Below are 15,145 nucleotides of genomic sequence, written 5' to 3' on the forward strand. Positions count from 1 at the left end.
ATTATCCTCGTATTTGCTTTGGTCGGTTCCCCGGCTCGGGAGCGTCCCACGGTCACGCATCGGCTTACCTGACCATCACGGTTTCGTGATCTCGGATCCGGGCCAGGACTTCATTGTTGTTTTGCAAATTCCGCACCGTGATGGTTTCCCCAATGGCTCCGTCCTGGAGCGCCTGGACCTGGATCTGCAACCGGACCAGCTCGCCCTCATAGATCAGCGTGATCACTTCTCCGCGGCGTACGGCGGGCAAGGGGTCCAGGGCGGACAGGTAGATGACCTGGTCCATGCCCACCGGGGAGCGAATCTGCCATGGTCCGCCGGTCCCGTCCCAGACCTGTTCCCGCAAATAGGCCAGGTTCTTGCGCTGAAAGGTGACGTCGTCCAGGGCCAGCGGATTTCCCCGGTTCAACGGGCGACCTGCCGTGGGCACGGTTTGCCAGACGTCCAGAAAGACCGTGCCGGTGAGACGGCGGGTTATTCGCTCGTCCACGGAGCGGACCAAAAAGCGCAGACTGTTGCGTCCGGGTTGCGGGTCCGCGGCCAGTTCCAGCTCCAGGGTGTCCTGGATGTGGGGCAGAAAAATATGGCTCGGAAGGCGAAAGTCGCGAACGGTGATTTCTTCTCCCAGTTGGCGGACTTTTGGGGTCAAAAAAGTGACGACGCGGGACCGCAGCTCTTCCTCCAGCACCACCTGCCCCCCACCCTGGATCACGACCTGGCCGGGAATGCGCGTGGAGGCGGCGGCGTGACCGACGTACTGCCGAAGCATTCCGGCCAGTCGGTCCTGGGAGAAGGTCATGGTTTTGCCGCTGTCCGGAGCGGGCCACATGGGCCGGTCGGCGAGGTTCGTCCATTGGGCGCGGCCATGATCCGTCAACGGCACGGCGATGTCCCCGAACCGGACCACCTCGCCCTGGACCGCGGCCACGGGCTGGATCATGTAATGCCAGTAGCCGCGCTGGGCCGCGCTGGGTGATGAAAGGAGCGTCAAGCCGACCACCAGGCAGAGCGCATAGAGCGAAGAGAGACGAAAAAGATAAGTTTTCATGGCACAGGCCTTCCCACTTTGTATCTACTCAGCACATTTTGTATCCGCCCTTGCTCCGGCAATCGGAGTCGGGGTCGCTATCGGAATCGGAATCGGAACAGGAAAAATTTTGAACGCTTCCCAGCGTTTTCGATCCCGATCCAGATTCCGATACCGACACCGGCAACGGCACTACTCGGTGCTGAGTAGTTACCCCACTTTTTACTTTCCCACCTTCCAACTTCAATTACCGCTTAAGCTGCGTGGCCGTCTGGAGCATCTGGTCGGAGGTCTGGATGGCCTTGGAGTTGATTTCATAGGCCCGCTGGCCGGTGATCAGCCGAACCATCTCCTCGACCATGTCCACGTTGGAGCCTTCCAGAAAACCCTGGGCAATAGTACCGACGTTTTCCTCGCCGGGAACCCCCTCAATGGGATCTCCTGATGCTTCGGTGGGCAGAAACATATTTCGACCGATGCTGTTCAGGCCGGGCGGGTTGACGAAGGTGAACAGGGGGATGTCCGCACCGGCCAACTCCTCGCCGAATCTGTCCATGGCCACGATGCGTCCGTTTTCCGTGACCACGATGTTCTGGGTATCCTGGGGCACGATGAACTCCGGCTGGAGGGCGTAGCCGTTGGCCGTGACCACCTGACCTTCGTTGGTCAATTTGAAGGCCCCGGCCCGGGTGTAGGCGAACTCGCCGTTCACATCCACCTGGAAGAACCCGTCGCCTTCAATGGCCAGATCCAAGGGGTTGCCGGTGTTCTGGAAAGACCCGGTGGTGAATTCCTTGTGCACGGTCACGGGGCGAACCCCCATGCCCACCTGAAGCCCGGTGGGAATCCGGTCTCCGGCGGCATTGGCCGCCCCGGCGATCTTCATGGTCTGGTACATCAAATCCTCGAATTCAGCCCGGCTTTTTTTGAATCCCGTGGTGCTGACGTTGGCCAGGTTGTTGGACGTGACGTCGATATTCATCTGCATGGCCTGCATGCCCGAGGCCGCCGTCCATAGAGAGCGCATCATTGAGGTTTTCCTCCATCTATTTCAGTGTATTATTGCTATCGGGGTGAAGCCACTTCCCGGATGACCTTCTGGTCCGCTTCCTGGGCCGTGTGCATCACCTTCTGGTAGGCTTCGAAACTGCGGTGGGCCTCGATCATGTTGACCATTTCGCTGACCACCTCCACATTCGCCCCTTCCAGGTAGCCCTGCATCACGGTGGCGTTGTCCGCGGGCAGTTCAGCGGCCTGGACTCCGGGACGGAGTCGGAACATGTTTTGGCCCAGTTTTTCCAATACCTGTGGGTTTTCAAAGGTCACCAGGTCAAAATTGCCTACGGGCTCGCCATTGGCCTGGATTGCTCCATCGGGACCGATGACGATCCGGGCGTTGGGCTCCAGGTTCACGGGGCCGCCGTCCACGAGCACGGGGAAGCCTTGCCCCGTGACCAACTCGCCGCCCGGGGTCAGGCGGAAGTTGCCGTTGCGGGTGTAGAAATCTCCCTCCAGGGTGCGGACTTTGAAGAAGCCTTCGCCTTGAAGCGCCGCGTCCAACGGATTGCCGGTCTCCTTGGCCGATCCTTGAGCAAAGTCGATGTGGGTCAGGGCGATCCGGTTCTGGGCCATTTCGTCCGGGACAGGAAGCAGCGATTTTTCGTTGATGGCGGAAATAGGGTCCAGCATGCCGTGGCCGAAACGGATGAAGACGTCCCGAAAGGCCATGGTTTCACGCTTGTAGCCCGTGGTGTTCACGTTCGCCAAATTGTTGGCGGTGTTTGCCAAGCGGTGTTCCTGGGTCAGGGCGCCGAACAGGGCGTTATACATACTGGTCTGCATCGCGATTCCTCCTGGTTTTGGATGCAAGCAAATTCCAAGCCATTTTTTCTGGTCTGGATGCTTGACAAGTTCTGGGCCCTTGAGCATATGAACGATTGCGTTTCGCGGGCGGGCGTAGCTCAGCTGGTAGAGTACAAGCTTCCCAAGCTTGGTGTCGCGGGTTCGACTCCCGTCGCCCGCTCCATCTTTATTCGCAGCATCCTGATCGGTAGCGGCCCGGCCGCGCAGCAGAGACGACGAACGGGGTGGGCCATGTGGTCCACTTTTTTTTTGGGATTTTTAGACAGCCATGCAGACTTCTCCCCCTTCTTCCCGCGCTCGGTCGGAAGAAATCCTTCGCCATCTGGAGTTATTGGTTTTGCCCGTTGTTCACGGCCTCGGCCTGGAACTTTGGGGGTTGGAGTATCTGCCCCTGGGCCGCAAGGCGTTGATCCGCATCTATATCGATGCGGAGAGCGGAGCGACCATTGATCAGTGCGCCATGGTCAGCCGCCAGCTTGGCCCTGCTCTGGAAATCGACGAGCGACTTCCCGGCGCTTTTAATCTGGAGGTCTCCTCGCCCGGCCTGGAGCGTCGGTTCTTCAAGCCGGAGCAACTCCAAGGCTACCTTGGGCGGACCGTCCAGGCCCAGCTCCATGAACCGCTAGAAGGACGCAAAACCTGTCGCGGCGAACTGTCCGCGGTGGACGGCCCGCTGGTCACGCTTGTGGAAAACGGCGCACCGATTGCGTTGGATTGGGACCAAATAAAGAAGATTCATTTGATCCATGCGTTTTGACCGAACCCGCCGGACGACTCCGGTACGGAGAGGGCTTTGTGAATCGGCGCAGGGTTTCGACACATATGAAGGATTGCCGAAAACAATGATAATTGTTGTCGGCCGGAGGCGCGAAACGGCCCCGGCCCTGATATTATCCTGGAGGATGAGATGAGCGCCGAACTGCGCAAGGCCATTGAGCAAATCAGTAAAGACAGAGGAATCCACAAGGATCTCCTCATTGACACCTTGGAACGGGCCGTGCGGTCCTCGGTGACCAAAAAACTGGGCGAGGATGTGGATATCGAGGTCTCCTTCAACGAGGACAAGGGCGGCTTCGACGTCTATCAGTTCAAGCGGGTGGTGGAGGAGATCGTCGATCCGGTCAGCGAGATTCTGCTTGAGGACGCCAAGCATCACGACCCCAATGTTCAGTTGGATGACGAACTCGGCTTCGAACTGAAAGTGGAAGACCTGGGCCGGATCGCCGCCCAGTCCGCCAAGCAGGTCATCATCCAGCGGATGCGTGAGGCGGAGCAGGAAATCATTTACGAGGAATATAAGGACCGCAAGCGGGAGATCGTCAGCGGGTCCATCCAGCGCCGGGATCGTTCCGGCTGGATCATCAACCTCGGCCGAACCGAGGCCTTGTTGCCCAAGGAAGAGCAGATTCCCAAGGAGCGGTTCCGGCGCGGGGATCAAATTCAGGCCCTGCTTTTCGACGTGCGCAAGGAAGGGCGCGGCCCGCAGATCATTGTTTCCCGGTCGCACCCGGATTACCTGACCGTGTTGTTTCATCGCGAAGTGCCGGAAGTGGGAGATGGCTTCGTGCGGATCATGGGCGTGGCCAGGGACCCGGGTAGCCGAGCCAAGGTGGCGGTGATGTCCACGGATCGCGACGTGGATCCGGTGGGCGCCTGCGTCGGGGTCCGCGGCTCGCGAATCCAGAATATCGTCCAGGAACTGCGCGGCGAGCGGATCGACATCATCGTCTGGAGCCCGGAGATCACCACCTACGCCGTGAACGCCTTGTCCCCGGCCAGGATTTCCCGGATTACCGTGGACGAGGAGGACGGCGTCCTGGAAGTCGTGGTCCCGGACGATCAGCTTACCCTGGCCATCGGGCGCAAGGGACAGAACGTCAAGTTGGCCGCCAAACTGTTGGGTTGGAAGATCGATATTTTTACGGAGAGTCGCTACGGGACCATGTACAAGGATCGGCAGGGCCTGGAGCAATTGGTCAGCGTGGCCGAAGTGCCTCTGGAAGCCTTTTTGGCCGCCGGCTTCAACAGCCCCACGGCCGTGGCCGAGGCCGACGACGAGCAGTTGTTGACGATTCAGGGACTGGACGAGGCCAAGGTCGCCGATGTCCGTTCGGCCATCAATTTCCTTGGCTTGATCGAACGTCCTGAAGACGATGAGAGCGAGGACCGCGAGAGCGACGAAGAGGCCGCCGATTCCGTTTCGGAGGCGGTTGCTGATCCTGATCTCGATGAGGCAGAATCCGAAGGCGAGTCCGGGGAAGATGCGGATGAATCCGCTGATGCGAACGAAGAGACTGAAGCAGCTTTCACCGAAGGGGCTGAAGTCGCTTTCGTCGGGGAGACGGACCCAAGCGCGGATCCCGAGGCGGAGCGTGACCGGGAATGAGTCGCAAGGGTCGGCCAACGGCTCTTCCGGAGAACTTTTAGGAGAATTTTTGGGAGACCCATTGGCAGACCAGCCGGAAAAACGCGTCGGGCACGTGCCCATACGGACGTGCGTCGTCTGCCGCCGGAAAGCTCCCAAGATCGAGTTGCGCCGTTTCGTGCGCAACTCGGATCAAGGGGCTCTCGTTGATCTCCGCCAGCAATTGCCCGGGCGGGGGTTTTATGTATGTAATCAGTTATTATGTTTAGATAAATTGACGTCGACAGGGAAACGTCGGAAGCGGTGCAAGGGAGAAATGCATGGCCAATAAGATACGCATTATGGAATTGTCTTCTGAACTTGGGGTCAGCAATAAGGAATTGCTGCAAGTCTTGCGCGAGCTGGACATCCCGGTGAAAAGCCATGTCAGCAGCATCTCCGAAGAGGAGGCCGCCCAGGTTCGAGAGAGAATGCAGCGCACGGACGCCCCTGTCGATGTTCAGCAGCGGGAGATCCAACCCGGGGTCATTTTGCGGCGGCGACGGAAGGTCGCCAAGCCGGACGCCCAGGAAGCTTCGGACGCCTCCGGAGATCAGCCCGAGGATGTCCCGGCTCCCGAGAGAACGGATGGTTTGGAGCAGGATGCGATCAAGGGAGCGGTGGAGAACGGAGAGGATGCGGCCAAGGCTGCTGCGCCGGCTCAACGTCGGGCTGGAAAAAAGACCGTGGACGCTCCCCCGGCACGGATTATCGGCACATCCGAAGAGCCTGTCGCCCCGGACATGAAAGAACCAGGCGCAGAAGAAGTCGGGGCGGATGCCCCTTCCGCACCTGCCTCTGAAGAGACGGCGGCGCGTGTTGCGTCGGATGCTCCAGCCGCGCAGGATGTGCCGAATGTGTCGGATGTGTCGGATGTGTCGGATGTTTCCGGTACGGTGGATACACGGACGGAGGGCGTCACGTCCGACGACGGATTCGTATCCGGCGAGGATGCGACGGGTGATGCAAAAACTGAGGACGTGGAAGCCGCGGCTCCCGCCGAGGCGGCCACCGGCGAAGAGTCCGATGCGGCTGCATCGGAAGCCGTCGGTGAAAAGGCGAAGAAGCGGAAACCGCGGAAGCGCGAGCCGTTGATCCAGAGCGGACCGCAGGTGCGGATCATTTCCAAGCCGGAAGCCAAGCCGGACTTTTCCTATAAGCCCGAAAGCAAGCCGTACACCCCCACTCCGGTTCGGACGCCCGGCGCTGCGGAAGCGCCTGCCCGGGCCGGGGCGGACGCCGGTGCGCAGGGCGATAGCGCCTCGGATCGGAAGAAGAAGAAAAAGGGCAAACGCACCGTGGAGATCACTCAGCCTACGGTGCTCGGAGAACAGGACCGCGGTGATCCGTCCTGGAAAAAGAAGAAAACCACTCCGGTTCAGGATCGGACCGGCGGCAAGTTCCGGGCCAAGCGGTCGCGCCCCAAGTTTCGTCACGAAGCCGAAGGTCAGGCCGGTCAGGCCGGAACCCAGCCGATCAAGGCCGCCAAGCGTAAAATCCGCATGGAAGAGGCCATCCGGGTTTCGGAGATGGCCAAGCAGATGGGGCTCAAGGCCCAGGAGATCATCAAGACCCTGTTTTCCATGGGCGTGATGACCACCATCAACCAATCCATCGACATGGATACGGCGACCCTGGTGGCCGCGGAGTTCGGCTACGAGGTGGAGCAGGTCGGGTTCATGGAAGAAGGGTTCACGCACATCCGTGAAGAGGACAAGCCGGAAGATCTCGTGACGCGCTCTCCGGTTGTGACCATCATGGGCCACGTGGACCACGGCAAGACCTCCCTGTTGGACGCCATCCGCGAGTCCAACGTGACCAAGGGCGAGGCCGGGGGGATCACCCAGCATATCGGCGCGTATCACGTGCAGACCAACCGCGGCGCGGTGACCTTTCTGGACACGCCCGGTCACGAAGCCTTCACGGCCATGCGTGCCCGTGGAGCCCAGGTCACGGACCTGGTCATCCTGGTGGTGGCCGCGGACGACGGCGTGATGGAACAGACCAAGGAAGCCGTGAACCATGCCAAGGCCGCCGGGGTGCCCATCGTCGTGGCCGTGAACAAGATCGACAAGGAAGACGCCAACCCGGAACGGGTGATCCGCGAGTTGAGCGAAATGGGGCTTCTGGCCGAAGCCTGGGGCGGAGACACGATTTTCGCCAACGTCTCGGCCAAACAGCGCATCGGTCTGGACGAACTGCTGGAAATGGTTCTGCTCCAGGCCGAGGTTCTGGATCTCAAAGCCAATCCGACCAAGCGAGCCCGGGGGCGGATCGTGGAAGCCCGTCTGGACAAGGGCCGCGGTCCGGTGGCCACGGTGTTGATCCAGGAAGGGACCCTGCGCGACGGCGACGTCTTTGTCTGCGGCCTGTACCAAGGCAAGGTCCGGGCCATGTTCGACGACAAGGGCAAGAAGATCAAGGAAGCCGGTCCGGCCTTTCCGGTGGAAGTGCAAGGCTTTGACGGTCTGGGGGAATCCGGGGACGAATTCGTGGTGGTGGCGGATGAAAAAATCGCCCGCCGGATCGCCCAGTCCCGCATGACCAAGGAGCGCGAAAAGGCCCTGGCCAAGGCCACCAAGGTCACCCTGGACAGCTTCCTGGCCTCCAAGGCGGCCGGCGAGGCCAAGTTCCTGAATCTGGTCATCAAGACCGATGTGCAGGGGTCCGCCGAGGCGGTCTCCGAGTCCCTGCTCAAGCTGTCCACGGACGAGGTCCGGGTGCGGATCGTCCACTCCGGCGCCGGGGCCATCACCGAATCCGACGTCATGCTGGCCGCGGCCTCTTCGGCCATCGTGATCGGCTTCAACGTCCGGCCCGTGGCCAAGGTCAAGGAAGTGGCCGAGTCCGAGAGCGTGGAAATCCGCTTTTACGACATCATCTACAACCTGGTGAACGACATCCGTGACGCCATGACCGGAATGCTCTCGCCGATTATCCGGGAGTCCTACCTGGGGCAGGCCGAAGTTCGCCAGACCTTCAGTGTGCCCAAGATCGGCATGGTGGCCGGGTGCGCGGTGATGGACGGCAAACTGCTGCGCAACGCCAAGATTCGCCTGCTGCGCGAGGGCGTGGTGATCTACACCGGTAAACTCAGCTCGCTGAGGCGCTTTAAGGAAGACGCCAAGGAAGTGCTCAAGGGCTTTGAATGCGGCGTGGGGCTGGCCAACTTCAACGACATCAAGGTCGGCGACGTGATCGAGGCTTTTGAGGAAGTCTCGGAAGCGGCGACGCTGTAGAAAGGTTCAACGGTTCACGGTTCAGGGTTCAACGGTTGGGGCTCTGCTTGATTTGGGAAGTCCGCAGTGGCATGAGTGGACTCCGCATCCCCCCTCACGACCTCACCCGTTGCTTTCAACCGCTGAACCATTGAACCGTGAACCATTGAACCCCGGATGATCATCGGCGTCCTGCGGCTGGAGTTCCGGCTGCATGGGAACGACTCCCTCAAGGGCAAGCGCAAGGTGGCCCAGAGTCTGAAACAGAAGCTGCGCAACAAGTTCAATCTCGCCGTGTCCGAAGTGGAGGCCATGGACGAGCATGAACGGCTGATCCTTGGGGCTGTCACGATTTCCAACGACGCGGCCCGGGTTGAAAGTCGGCTGCACAAGGCCATGTCCCTGGCCGAGGCCGCCGCGCCGGTGGAATTCGTCCAGGGCAATACGGAAATATTTCGATCAACGCAGGACCCCGGAGATATCCGCGCGGACCTGCTGGAAGGAGGCTCATGGTAATGCGCGGTCCGTCCCGGCGATCAATTCGCCTCGCGGACATGATCCAGAGGGAACTGGCTCAGTTGCTCCAGGAGGAGATCCAGGACCCCCGGCTGGAACTGGTCACCATCAGCGGGGTACGGCTCAACTCAGACCTGAGCATCGCCAAGGTGTTCTATACCTGTACCGATGATCCGGTCCGGCTGGAGGAAATCGCCGTCTCCCTGGGCAAGGCCAAGGGATATCTGCGCACCTTGCTGGGCAAACGCCTGAATCTGCGCTCCACCCCGGATCTGCGCTTCGAGCGGGACATCTTTCTGGAGGACATGGTTTATGACGGTCACCATGAAAGGTAGTACGGCGGACAGTTGGGCCCGTGTGTTGCGCCTGTTGCGCGAAGGCGACAATTTTCTGGTGGCCGGGCACAACAATCCGGATGGCGATGCCCTGGGCTCCACAGTGGCCCTGGGATGGCTGCTGAAGGCACTGGGCAAAACGTACTGGCTGTACAACGAGTCCCCGGTGCCGGATCGGTTCTCCTGGCTGCGCTTCTCCCAGCCCTTGCAACAGGTTTATCCGGACTGGGAACCGCGGTGGTATGTTCTGCTGGACTGCGGCGACGTCAAGCGTGTGGGCAAGGACTTGGCCGGCCGCCTGCCTCTGGAGCGCACGATCAACATCGACCACCATGTCAGCAACCGGGATTTCGGCGCGGTGAACCTGGTGGAGCCGGATCGGTCCTCCGTAGGGGAGATGATCGGTTACCTGGCTCAGGAATTGGACATCCCCCTGAGCGGTCCTCTGGGTGAAGCCGTTTACCTTGCTTTGACCACGGACACGGGATCCTTCAGCTACGAAAATACCGGACCCAAGGTGCTGGAGCTGGCGGCGACCATTATCCGACAAGGGCTGAATCCAGGACGGTTCAACGCCCTGTTGCAAAACCAGTGGCGGTTAAACCGATTGAAGCTGATGGGCGACGTCCTGAGTCGGGCCAGATTGTTCGATGATGGGCGAATCGGGGTGCTTTCCATTCCCAAGACCTTTCGCGACGAGCGACAAGCCACCATCGAGGATTGCGACGACATGGTGGACTACATCCGGCGGGTCAAGGGGGTGCAAATCGCGGTCAGCCTGCGCGAAGACGAGCCCCGCAAGATCAAATTCAGCCTGCGTTCCTCCGGTGACACGGATGTGGAGGAAATCGCTTCCTCCGTGGGCGGTGGTGGACACAAGAACGCCTCCGGCGGCGAATTGCATCATTCCCTGGAGGACGCGGAAGCACTTCTGGTGCGGATGGTCCGTCAGTATTTCGCCTTGGCGGATAAAAATCCTTCCGCCGCATTGTGACGTCTCCGCCTCGTATGGAACCTGTCCAACGAATGGATTCCGAGACCTTGACGCGAAAACCGGACCAAGCCCACGGCGTGCTGGTCCTGAACAAGCCGTCCGGGCCCTCGTCCACGCAGTGCCTGGAACGGATCAAGCGCACCCTGGGGCAGCGGAAGATCGGTCATGCCGGGACCCTGGATCCGTTGGCCCAGGGAGTCTTGCTGGTCCTTCTGGGCCAGGCCACGAAAATCGCCTCCTATCTGACGGAGGGTCGCAAGCTGTACCAGGGCGTGTTGCGTTTGGGCGTTGAAACCGATACCTACGACATTTTGGGAAAGGTTTTGAACTCCATTGACCCCGCGGAGGCGGACGCCCCGCGAATACGCGCCGCCGTTCTGGAGTGGGAGCGGCTCACCGAGCAGGAGGTGCCTCCCTATTCCGCGGCCAAACACCAGGGCAAGCCGTTGTATGCCCTGAGTCGATCCGGGCGGGACGTCCCGGTGAAACGAAAACCGATTCAAATTTTTCAGGCGGAGGTTCTTTCCATGGACCTTCCCCTGGTGCGCTTCCGGGTGGAGTGTTCCGCCGGCACCTATATCCGTTCCCTGGTCCACAGCCTGGGGAAACGCCTGCACTGCGGGGCCGTGCTGGAAGAGTTGATCCGGGAGCGCAGCCATCCCTTCGCCCTTGACCAGGCCCACGGCCTCCAGGCCGTGTTGGAGGAGCCGGAGTCGTTTTCGGGGAAAGTGATCGCGTTGCGGGATGCCTTGCCGCATTTTTCGCAACATATCCTTTCTCCGGAGCAGGCCCGGATCGTCCGTCATGGCGGAAGATTGCCCTGGAATTTTTCCGGCAATGGCCCGCAGGGCGAACAGCCTCCGGCTCCGGGCACGAGGGCCTTGTTTCTGGATGACCGGGAACAGCCTCTGGCCTTGGTCGAGTCGCGCGAAGCGGACGGCTTGTTGCAATGGACCATCCTGCGCGGCTTGTTTTAGCCCCAGGACCCGGAGCCGAACGCGAGTCGTTTTCCGGGACCCGAATCATTTCCCGAAGGGAACAAACAAGGAGGAATCCGCTGTGGTCATGAGTATCGAAGATAAAGCCAAAGTGATCGAGGAGTACCGGTTGAAGGAGGGCGACACTGGTTCGCCCGAGGTGCAGGTGGCCCTGTTGACCCACCGCATCAACGAATTGACCGGGCATTTCAAGACCCACAAAAAGGACTTTCACTCCCGGACCGGGCTGTTGAAGCTGGTCGGGAAGCGCAGGGGACTGCTGAACTACCTCAAGAAGAAGGACGTGCAGCGTTACCGCGATCTGATCGAACGACTCAAACTGCGCAAGTAGTTTTCGCGCATGCCTTTGGAGCCCCGGCGGCCATCGCCTTGCCGGGGCTCCGTTCACTTCTTTTCAGCCAAGGATATGTCTACGTATTATGAATGATCTCATGAACTGCACACGCCTGTCGACGAACCTGAACGGCAAGGAATTCATCATTGAAACCGGAAGAATGGCCAATCAGGCCGACGGCGCCGTCTGGGTGCAGTGCGGCGACACCGTCGTGCTGGTCACGGCCGTGGCCCAGGCCCTGGACCGGGAAGTTTCGTTCCTGCCCTTGACCGTGAATTATCAGGAAATGTCGTATGCCGCGGGCCAGATCCCCGGAAACTTTTTCCGGAGAGAGATCGGCCGTCCCAGCGACCGGGAAACTCTGGTATCCCGAGTCATCGACCGACCCATCCGGCCCATGTTCCCGAAAAAATTTCCCATGGAAATCCAGGTCATCGCCACGGTTTTATCGGCAGACCCGGACAACGACCCGGACGTCCTGGCGCTCACCGGCGCTTCCGCGGCCCTGCACATCTCCCGGATTCCCTTCCTGGGGCCCATCGCCGGAATCAGGGTCGGCTGCATCAACGGTGAGTTCGTGCTGAATCCCAGCTTCAAGGATTTGACGGAAAGCACCTTGAATCTGGTCATGGCCGCTTCCCGCGACGCCGTGGTCATGGTGGAAGCCGGGGCGACCTTTGTTCCGGAATCCCTGATCGCCAAGGCCCTGGAGTGGGGTCAGCAGCAGGTCATTCCCCTGCTGGACCTGCAGGACGAGATGCGAGAAACGATCGGTAAGCCCAAGATCGCACCCAAACTGACCATCATTGATCCGGACCTGACCACCATGGTCCGCGATTTGGCCCAGGGCAAACTGGAAACCGCACTGCAGATTCCGGTGAAGGCCGCGCGTAAGGAAGCCCAGAAGGCCGTGCATCAGGAAGTGATCCAAGCCCTGGTGGAAAAAGGCGTGGACATCCAGGCCGTGGGCTCCCAGGTGGACGAAATCATGGAAGTCCTGGAGAAAGAGGTGATGCGCGCCCGGATTCACCGCGAGCACATCCGCCTGGATGGTCGGGATCTGACCACGGTTCGGCCCATCGACATCCAGGTCGGTCTGTTGCCCAGAACCCACGGTTCGGCCCTGTTTACCCGCGGTGAAACCAAGGCTCTGGCCGTGGCCACCATGGGCAGCACCCGGGACGAGCAGCGCCTGGACACTCTGGCCGGGGGGAGCACCAAGCGGTTCATGCTGCACTACAATTTCCCGCCCTATTGTGTTGGCGAGGCCCGGATGCTGCGCGGCCCCAGCCGTCGGGAGATCGGCCATGGACAACTGGCCGAGCGTGCCCTGACCCCGGTCCTGCCCCAGCCCGAGGATTACCCGTTCACTCTGCGCATCGTTTCCGAGGTCATGGAGAGCAACGGTTCTTCGTCCATGGCCACTGTCTGCGGCGCATCCCTTTCGTTGATGGATGCGGGCGTGCCTATTTCGGCACCCGTGGCCGGGATCGCCATGGGCCTGATCAAGGAAGGCGAGGATTACCTGGTCCTGACGGACATCCTTGGTGCCGAGGACCATCTCGGAGACATGGACTTCAAGGTCGCCGGGACCGCCGAGGGCATCACAGCGATCCAGATGGACATCAAGATCGCCGGAATTCCCACGGACGTGCTCAGCAGGGCCTTGGAGCAGGCTCGTGATGCCCGGCTGCATATTCTCAAGGAAATGAACGGCGTGCTGGACAAGCCCCGGACGGAGCTTTCGCCCTACGCCCCGCAACTCAGCGTGGTGCACATCAACCCGGAAAAGATCCGCGAGGTCATCGGCCCCGGCGGCAAGACCGTCAAGGCGATCACCGCGGCCACGGGGGCTTCCGTGGATATCGACGATTCCGGAAAGATATCCATTTTCGCTCCGACCAAGGACGCCTTGGACATGGCCGTGGAAATGGTCACGTTCTACAATCAGGTTCCGGAAATCGGCAAGGACTACACCGGTCGGGTCAAGAAGATCATCGAATTCGGCGCGGTGGTGGAGATCCTGCCCGGAGTGGAAGGCCTGGTGCACGTTTCCCAACTGGATACGTCGCGGGTGGAGGAAGTGGCGGACGTGGTCCAACTCGGTCAGGAACTGAAGGTCAAGGTGATCGAGGTGGAATCTTCGGGTCGGGTCCGCCTGTCCCGCAAGGCCGTGATCATGGAAGAGCGCGGCGAGGTCTTCGACATGTCCTCCGCGGCCCGGCCTTCCGGCGGCCCACGCCGCGACGGCGGCCGGGGCCGGGATGATCGGGGTCGTGGCGATCGCGATCGCGGTCGTCGGTAGCAGCTTGATTGAACGAAAGCTTGACGGTGCAAGCACTGTTCAGGATCGAAAAAAGGCGCGTTATGCGCCTTTTTTCATTGGTGGACGATTGCTCTTGTTGAAAGTGTTGCGTATTGGGCAATATGCCGCGTCGGCGCGAGGATCTCGGCCTGACGCCGGCCTGACGCCGGCCTGGGGCGGAGTCTTCACGCCACCTTCAACCGTATCGCTTCCGGAGGTTCCCATGTCCGCTTTTCGCTTCGTCGCATCCGTCTCCGTACTCCTGTCCATCCTGCTTGGAGGGCTTTTGGCCTGTGCCCCCGGAACACAGCCCGGATATCAGCCTGAATCGCAATCCGGAACGCGACACGTTTCCCTGACCGCTGACCCGGACCATGCGGACCCCGGTCCGTTCCCCGCGGCTTTTCGCGACATCGTCATCGAGCATATCGCGGACACCTATCCCGGAGACTTGGTTCTGCGCAATATCGTGGTCCGCCCCCCTTCGGAAGGCGTGGCCCCGGTCCAGGAAGTGAACCTGGCGGGGTTTGTCGGTCTGGTGCGGATGAGCCTCAAGGATGCGGAGCGGCAGGCCTACGTGCCGGTGGAGTATTGCTATTTTCTGCGTGAAGAGCGGGTGTTGGCCTTCGCGGACGCGCGGGAAGCCGAGTGGTGCGTACCGGAATAGTCGTGGCGTGATCGGCGAGGGAGATTCACGGCCTGGGACGGACAATCAGTTGAATGCCGTCCCGGCCTACCACGTCAACCTGCGTTCCTGGAGGGATCTGCGCGGTTTGGTCCTCGGCCCTGGCCTTCCAGAGCACTCCGCGGATGCGAATATAGCCCTCGGGCCGGAGCGGACGACGGACTTCGCCCCGCAAACCGACCAGGGAATACCATCCATCGCCTTCACTCCCCTGGTAGGCCGGCCAGACGAAAAAGAACATCAGGGCGTCCTTGACCAACCAGAGCAGCAGGAGCACCCAGGCAATCCTTGCGGAGACGCCCAGGAGCGCGTGCAGCACCCACAAGAAGACCCCGACCAGGATGATGCCCGGAACCTGGAACAAAGCGTATCGGAGCAGCGTTTTTCTGCTCCAGGCGGGATTGCTGCGGCAGTGTTCCATGGTGGCGCGACGTTTGACCGGGTTTGGCAAGGCCGAAGCTTTTTC

General features: G+C 60.8%; 15 protein-coding genes and 1 tRNA gene. 12 read left to right on the forward strand and 4 right to left on the reverse strand.

The genetic code is table 11. The features are described 5' to 3' along the window. Positions 1-64: 64 nt before the first annotated feature. The 3 genes from flgA to flgF all read right to left on the reverse strand — a co-directional run bounded on the left by flgA (position 65) and on the right by flgF (position 2,869). Positions 65-1,048, reverse strand: coding sequence for a flagellar basal body P-ring formation chaperone FlgA (gene flgA, locus AC559A_RS07760; RefSeq protein ID WP_498817278.1), 984 nt, complete (start codon positions 1,046-1,048; stop codon positions 65-67). A 226-nt stretch (positions 1,049-1,274) separates the two neighbouring features. Further along, entirely contained in the window at positions 1,275-2,057 is a 783-nt protein-coding gene (gene flgG, locus AC559A_RS07765; protein ID WP_498817280.1) for a flagellar basal-body rod protein FlgG, read from the reverse strand. Positions 2,058-2,092: 35 nt separating this feature from the next. Further along, entirely contained in the window at positions 2,093-2,869 is a 777-nt protein-coding gene (gene flgF, locus AC559A_RS07770) for a flagellar basal-body rod protein FlgF (RefSeq protein ID WP_028572366.1), read from the reverse strand. A gap of 108 nt (positions 2,870-2,977) precedes the next feature. Between flgF and AC559A_RS07775 the strand changes: the two genes are divergently transcribed. From AC559A_RS07775 to AC559A_RS07830, 12 genes are all read left to right on the forward strand, one after another. Beyond that, a tRNA-Gly gene (locus tag AC559A_RS07775) sits at positions 2,978-3,053 on the forward strand. 105 nt (positions 3,054-3,158) lie between these two features. Further along, positions 3,159-3,647 (forward strand): ribosome maturation factor RimP, encoded by a 489-nt coding sequence (rimP, locus tag AC559A_RS07780; protein WP_498817282.1) that lies wholly within the window; start codon positions 3,159-3,161, stop codon positions 3,645-3,647. A gap of 150 nt (positions 3,648-3,797) precedes the next feature. Then, entirely contained in the window at positions 3,798-5,276 is a 1,479-nt protein-coding gene (nusA, locus tag AC559A_RS07785) for a transcription termination factor NusA (RefSeq protein ID WP_498817283.1), read from the forward strand. Next, the gene (locus AC559A_RS07790; protein WP_498817357.1) at positions 5,170-5,586 is read left to right on the forward strand and encodes a YlxR family protein; all 417 of its coding nucleotides are present in this window, start codon (positions 5,170-5,172) and stop codon (positions 5,584-5,586) included. The genes nusA and AC559A_RS07790 overlap by 107 nt, the downstream gene beginning before the upstream one ends. Continuing rightward, entirely contained in the window at positions 5,576-8,533 is a 2,958-nt protein-coding gene (infB, locus tag AC559A_RS07795; protein ID WP_498817285.1) for a translation initiation factor IF-2, read from the forward strand. The genes AC559A_RS07790 and infB overlap by 11 nt, the downstream gene beginning before the upstream one ends. Before the next feature lie 156 nt (positions 8,534-8,689). Beyond that, positions 8,690-9,028, forward strand: a complete 339-nt coding sequence (locus AC559A_RS07800) for a DUF503 domain-containing protein (RefSeq protein WP_051434581.1) — start codon at positions 8,690-8,692, stop codon at positions 9,026-9,028. After that, a complete protein-coding gene (gene rbfA / locus AC559A_RS07805) occupies positions 9,028-9,363 on the forward strand; it encodes a 30S ribosome-binding factor RbfA (RefSeq protein WP_035261678.1) in 336 nt (111 codons plus the stop codon). The genes AC559A_RS07800 and rbfA overlap by 1 nt, the downstream gene beginning before the upstream one ends. Further along, positions 9,353-10,357, forward strand: coding sequence for a DHH family phosphoesterase (locus AC559A_RS07810; protein WP_498817287.1), 1,005 nt, complete (start codon positions 9,353-9,355; stop codon positions 10,355-10,357). Before rbfA ends, AC559A_RS07810 begins: the two co-directional genes overlap by 11 nt. 47 nt (positions 10,358-10,404) lie before the next feature. Further along, on the forward strand, positions 10,405-11,334 hold the full coding sequence (gene truB / locus AC559A_RS07815; protein ID WP_028572361.1) for a tRNA pseudouridine(55) synthase TruB: 930 nt from the start codon (positions 10,405-10,407) through the stop codon (positions 11,332-11,334). Positions 11,335-11,416: 82 nt separating this feature from the next. Continuing rightward, a complete protein-coding gene (rpsO, locus tag AC559A_RS07820) occupies positions 11,417-11,686 on the forward strand; it encodes a 30S ribosomal protein S15 (protein ID WP_028572360.1) in 270 nt (89 codons plus the stop codon). Between the two features lie 88 nt (positions 11,687-11,774). Further along, positions 11,775-13,994, forward strand: coding sequence for a polyribonucleotide nucleotidyltransferase (pnp, locus tag AC559A_RS07825; RefSeq protein ID WP_498817290.1), 2,220 nt, complete (start codon positions 11,775-11,777; stop codon positions 13,992-13,994). Positions 13,995-14,217: 223 nt separating this feature from the next. Next, positions 14,218-14,661, forward strand: coding sequence for a hypothetical protein (locus tag AC559A_RS07830; protein WP_028572358.1), 444 nt, complete (start codon positions 14,218-14,220; stop codon positions 14,659-14,661). Between the two features lie 25 nt (positions 14,662-14,686). On the opposite strand, the gene AC559A_RS07835 is transcribed toward AC559A_RS07830, so the two are convergent. Then, entirely contained in the window at positions 14,687-15,130 is a 444-nt protein-coding gene (locus AC559A_RS07835) for an NfeD family protein (RefSeq protein WP_156932926.1), read from the reverse strand. Positions 15,131-15,145: the final 15 nt, after the last annotated feature.

The organism is Desulfonatronum zhilinae (genome assembly GCF_900182865.1).
GTDB lineage: Bacteria > Desulfobacterota > Desulfovibrionia > Desulfovibrionales > Desulfonatronaceae > Desulfonatronum > Desulfonatronum lacustre.

Coding starts and splice junctions, on each gene's coding strand:
- flgA (WP_498817278.1), bottom strand. CDS start 1,048: ATGAAAACTTATCTTTTTCGTCTCTCTTCGCTCTATGCGCTCTGCCTG.
- flgG (WP_498817280.1), bottom strand. CDS start 2,057: ATGATGCGCTCTCTATGGACGGCGGCCTCGGGCATGCAGGCCATGCAG.
- flgF (WP_028572366.1), bottom strand. CDS start 2,869: ATGCAGACCAGTATGTATAACGCCCTGTTCGGCGCCCTGACCCAGGAA.
- rimP (WP_498817282.1), top strand. CDS start 3,159: ATGCAGACTTCTCCCCCTTCTTCCCGCGCTCGGTCGGAAGAAATCCTT.
- nusA (WP_498817283.1), top strand. CDS start 3,798: ATGAGCGCCGAACTGCGCAAGGCCATTGAGCAAATCAGTAAAGACAGA.
- AC559A_RS07790 (WP_498817357.1), top strand. CDS start 5,170: ATGCGAACGAAGAGACTGAAGCAGCTTTCACCGAAGGGGCTGAAGTCG.
- infB (WP_498817285.1), top strand. CDS start 5,576: ATGGCCAATAAGATACGCATTATGGAATTGTCTTCTGAACTTGGGGTC.
- AC559A_RS07800 (WP_051434581.1), top strand. CDS start 8,690: ATGATCATCGGCGTCCTGCGGCTGGAGTTCCGGCTGCATGGGAACGAC.
- rbfA (WP_035261678.1), top strand. CDS start 9,028: ATGCGCGGTCCGTCCCGGCGATCAATTCGCCTCGCGGACATGATCCAG.
- AC559A_RS07810 (WP_498817287.1), top strand. CDS start 9,353: ATGAAAGGTAGTACGGCGGACAGTTGGGCCCGTGTGTTGCGCCTGTTG.
- pnp (WP_498817290.1), top strand. CDS start 11,775: ATGAATGATCTCATGAACTGCACACGCCTGTCGACGAACCTGAACGGC.
- AC559A_RS07830 (WP_028572358.1), top strand. CDS start 14,218: ATGTCCGCTTTTCGCTTCGTCGCATCCGTCTCCGTACTCCTGTCCATC.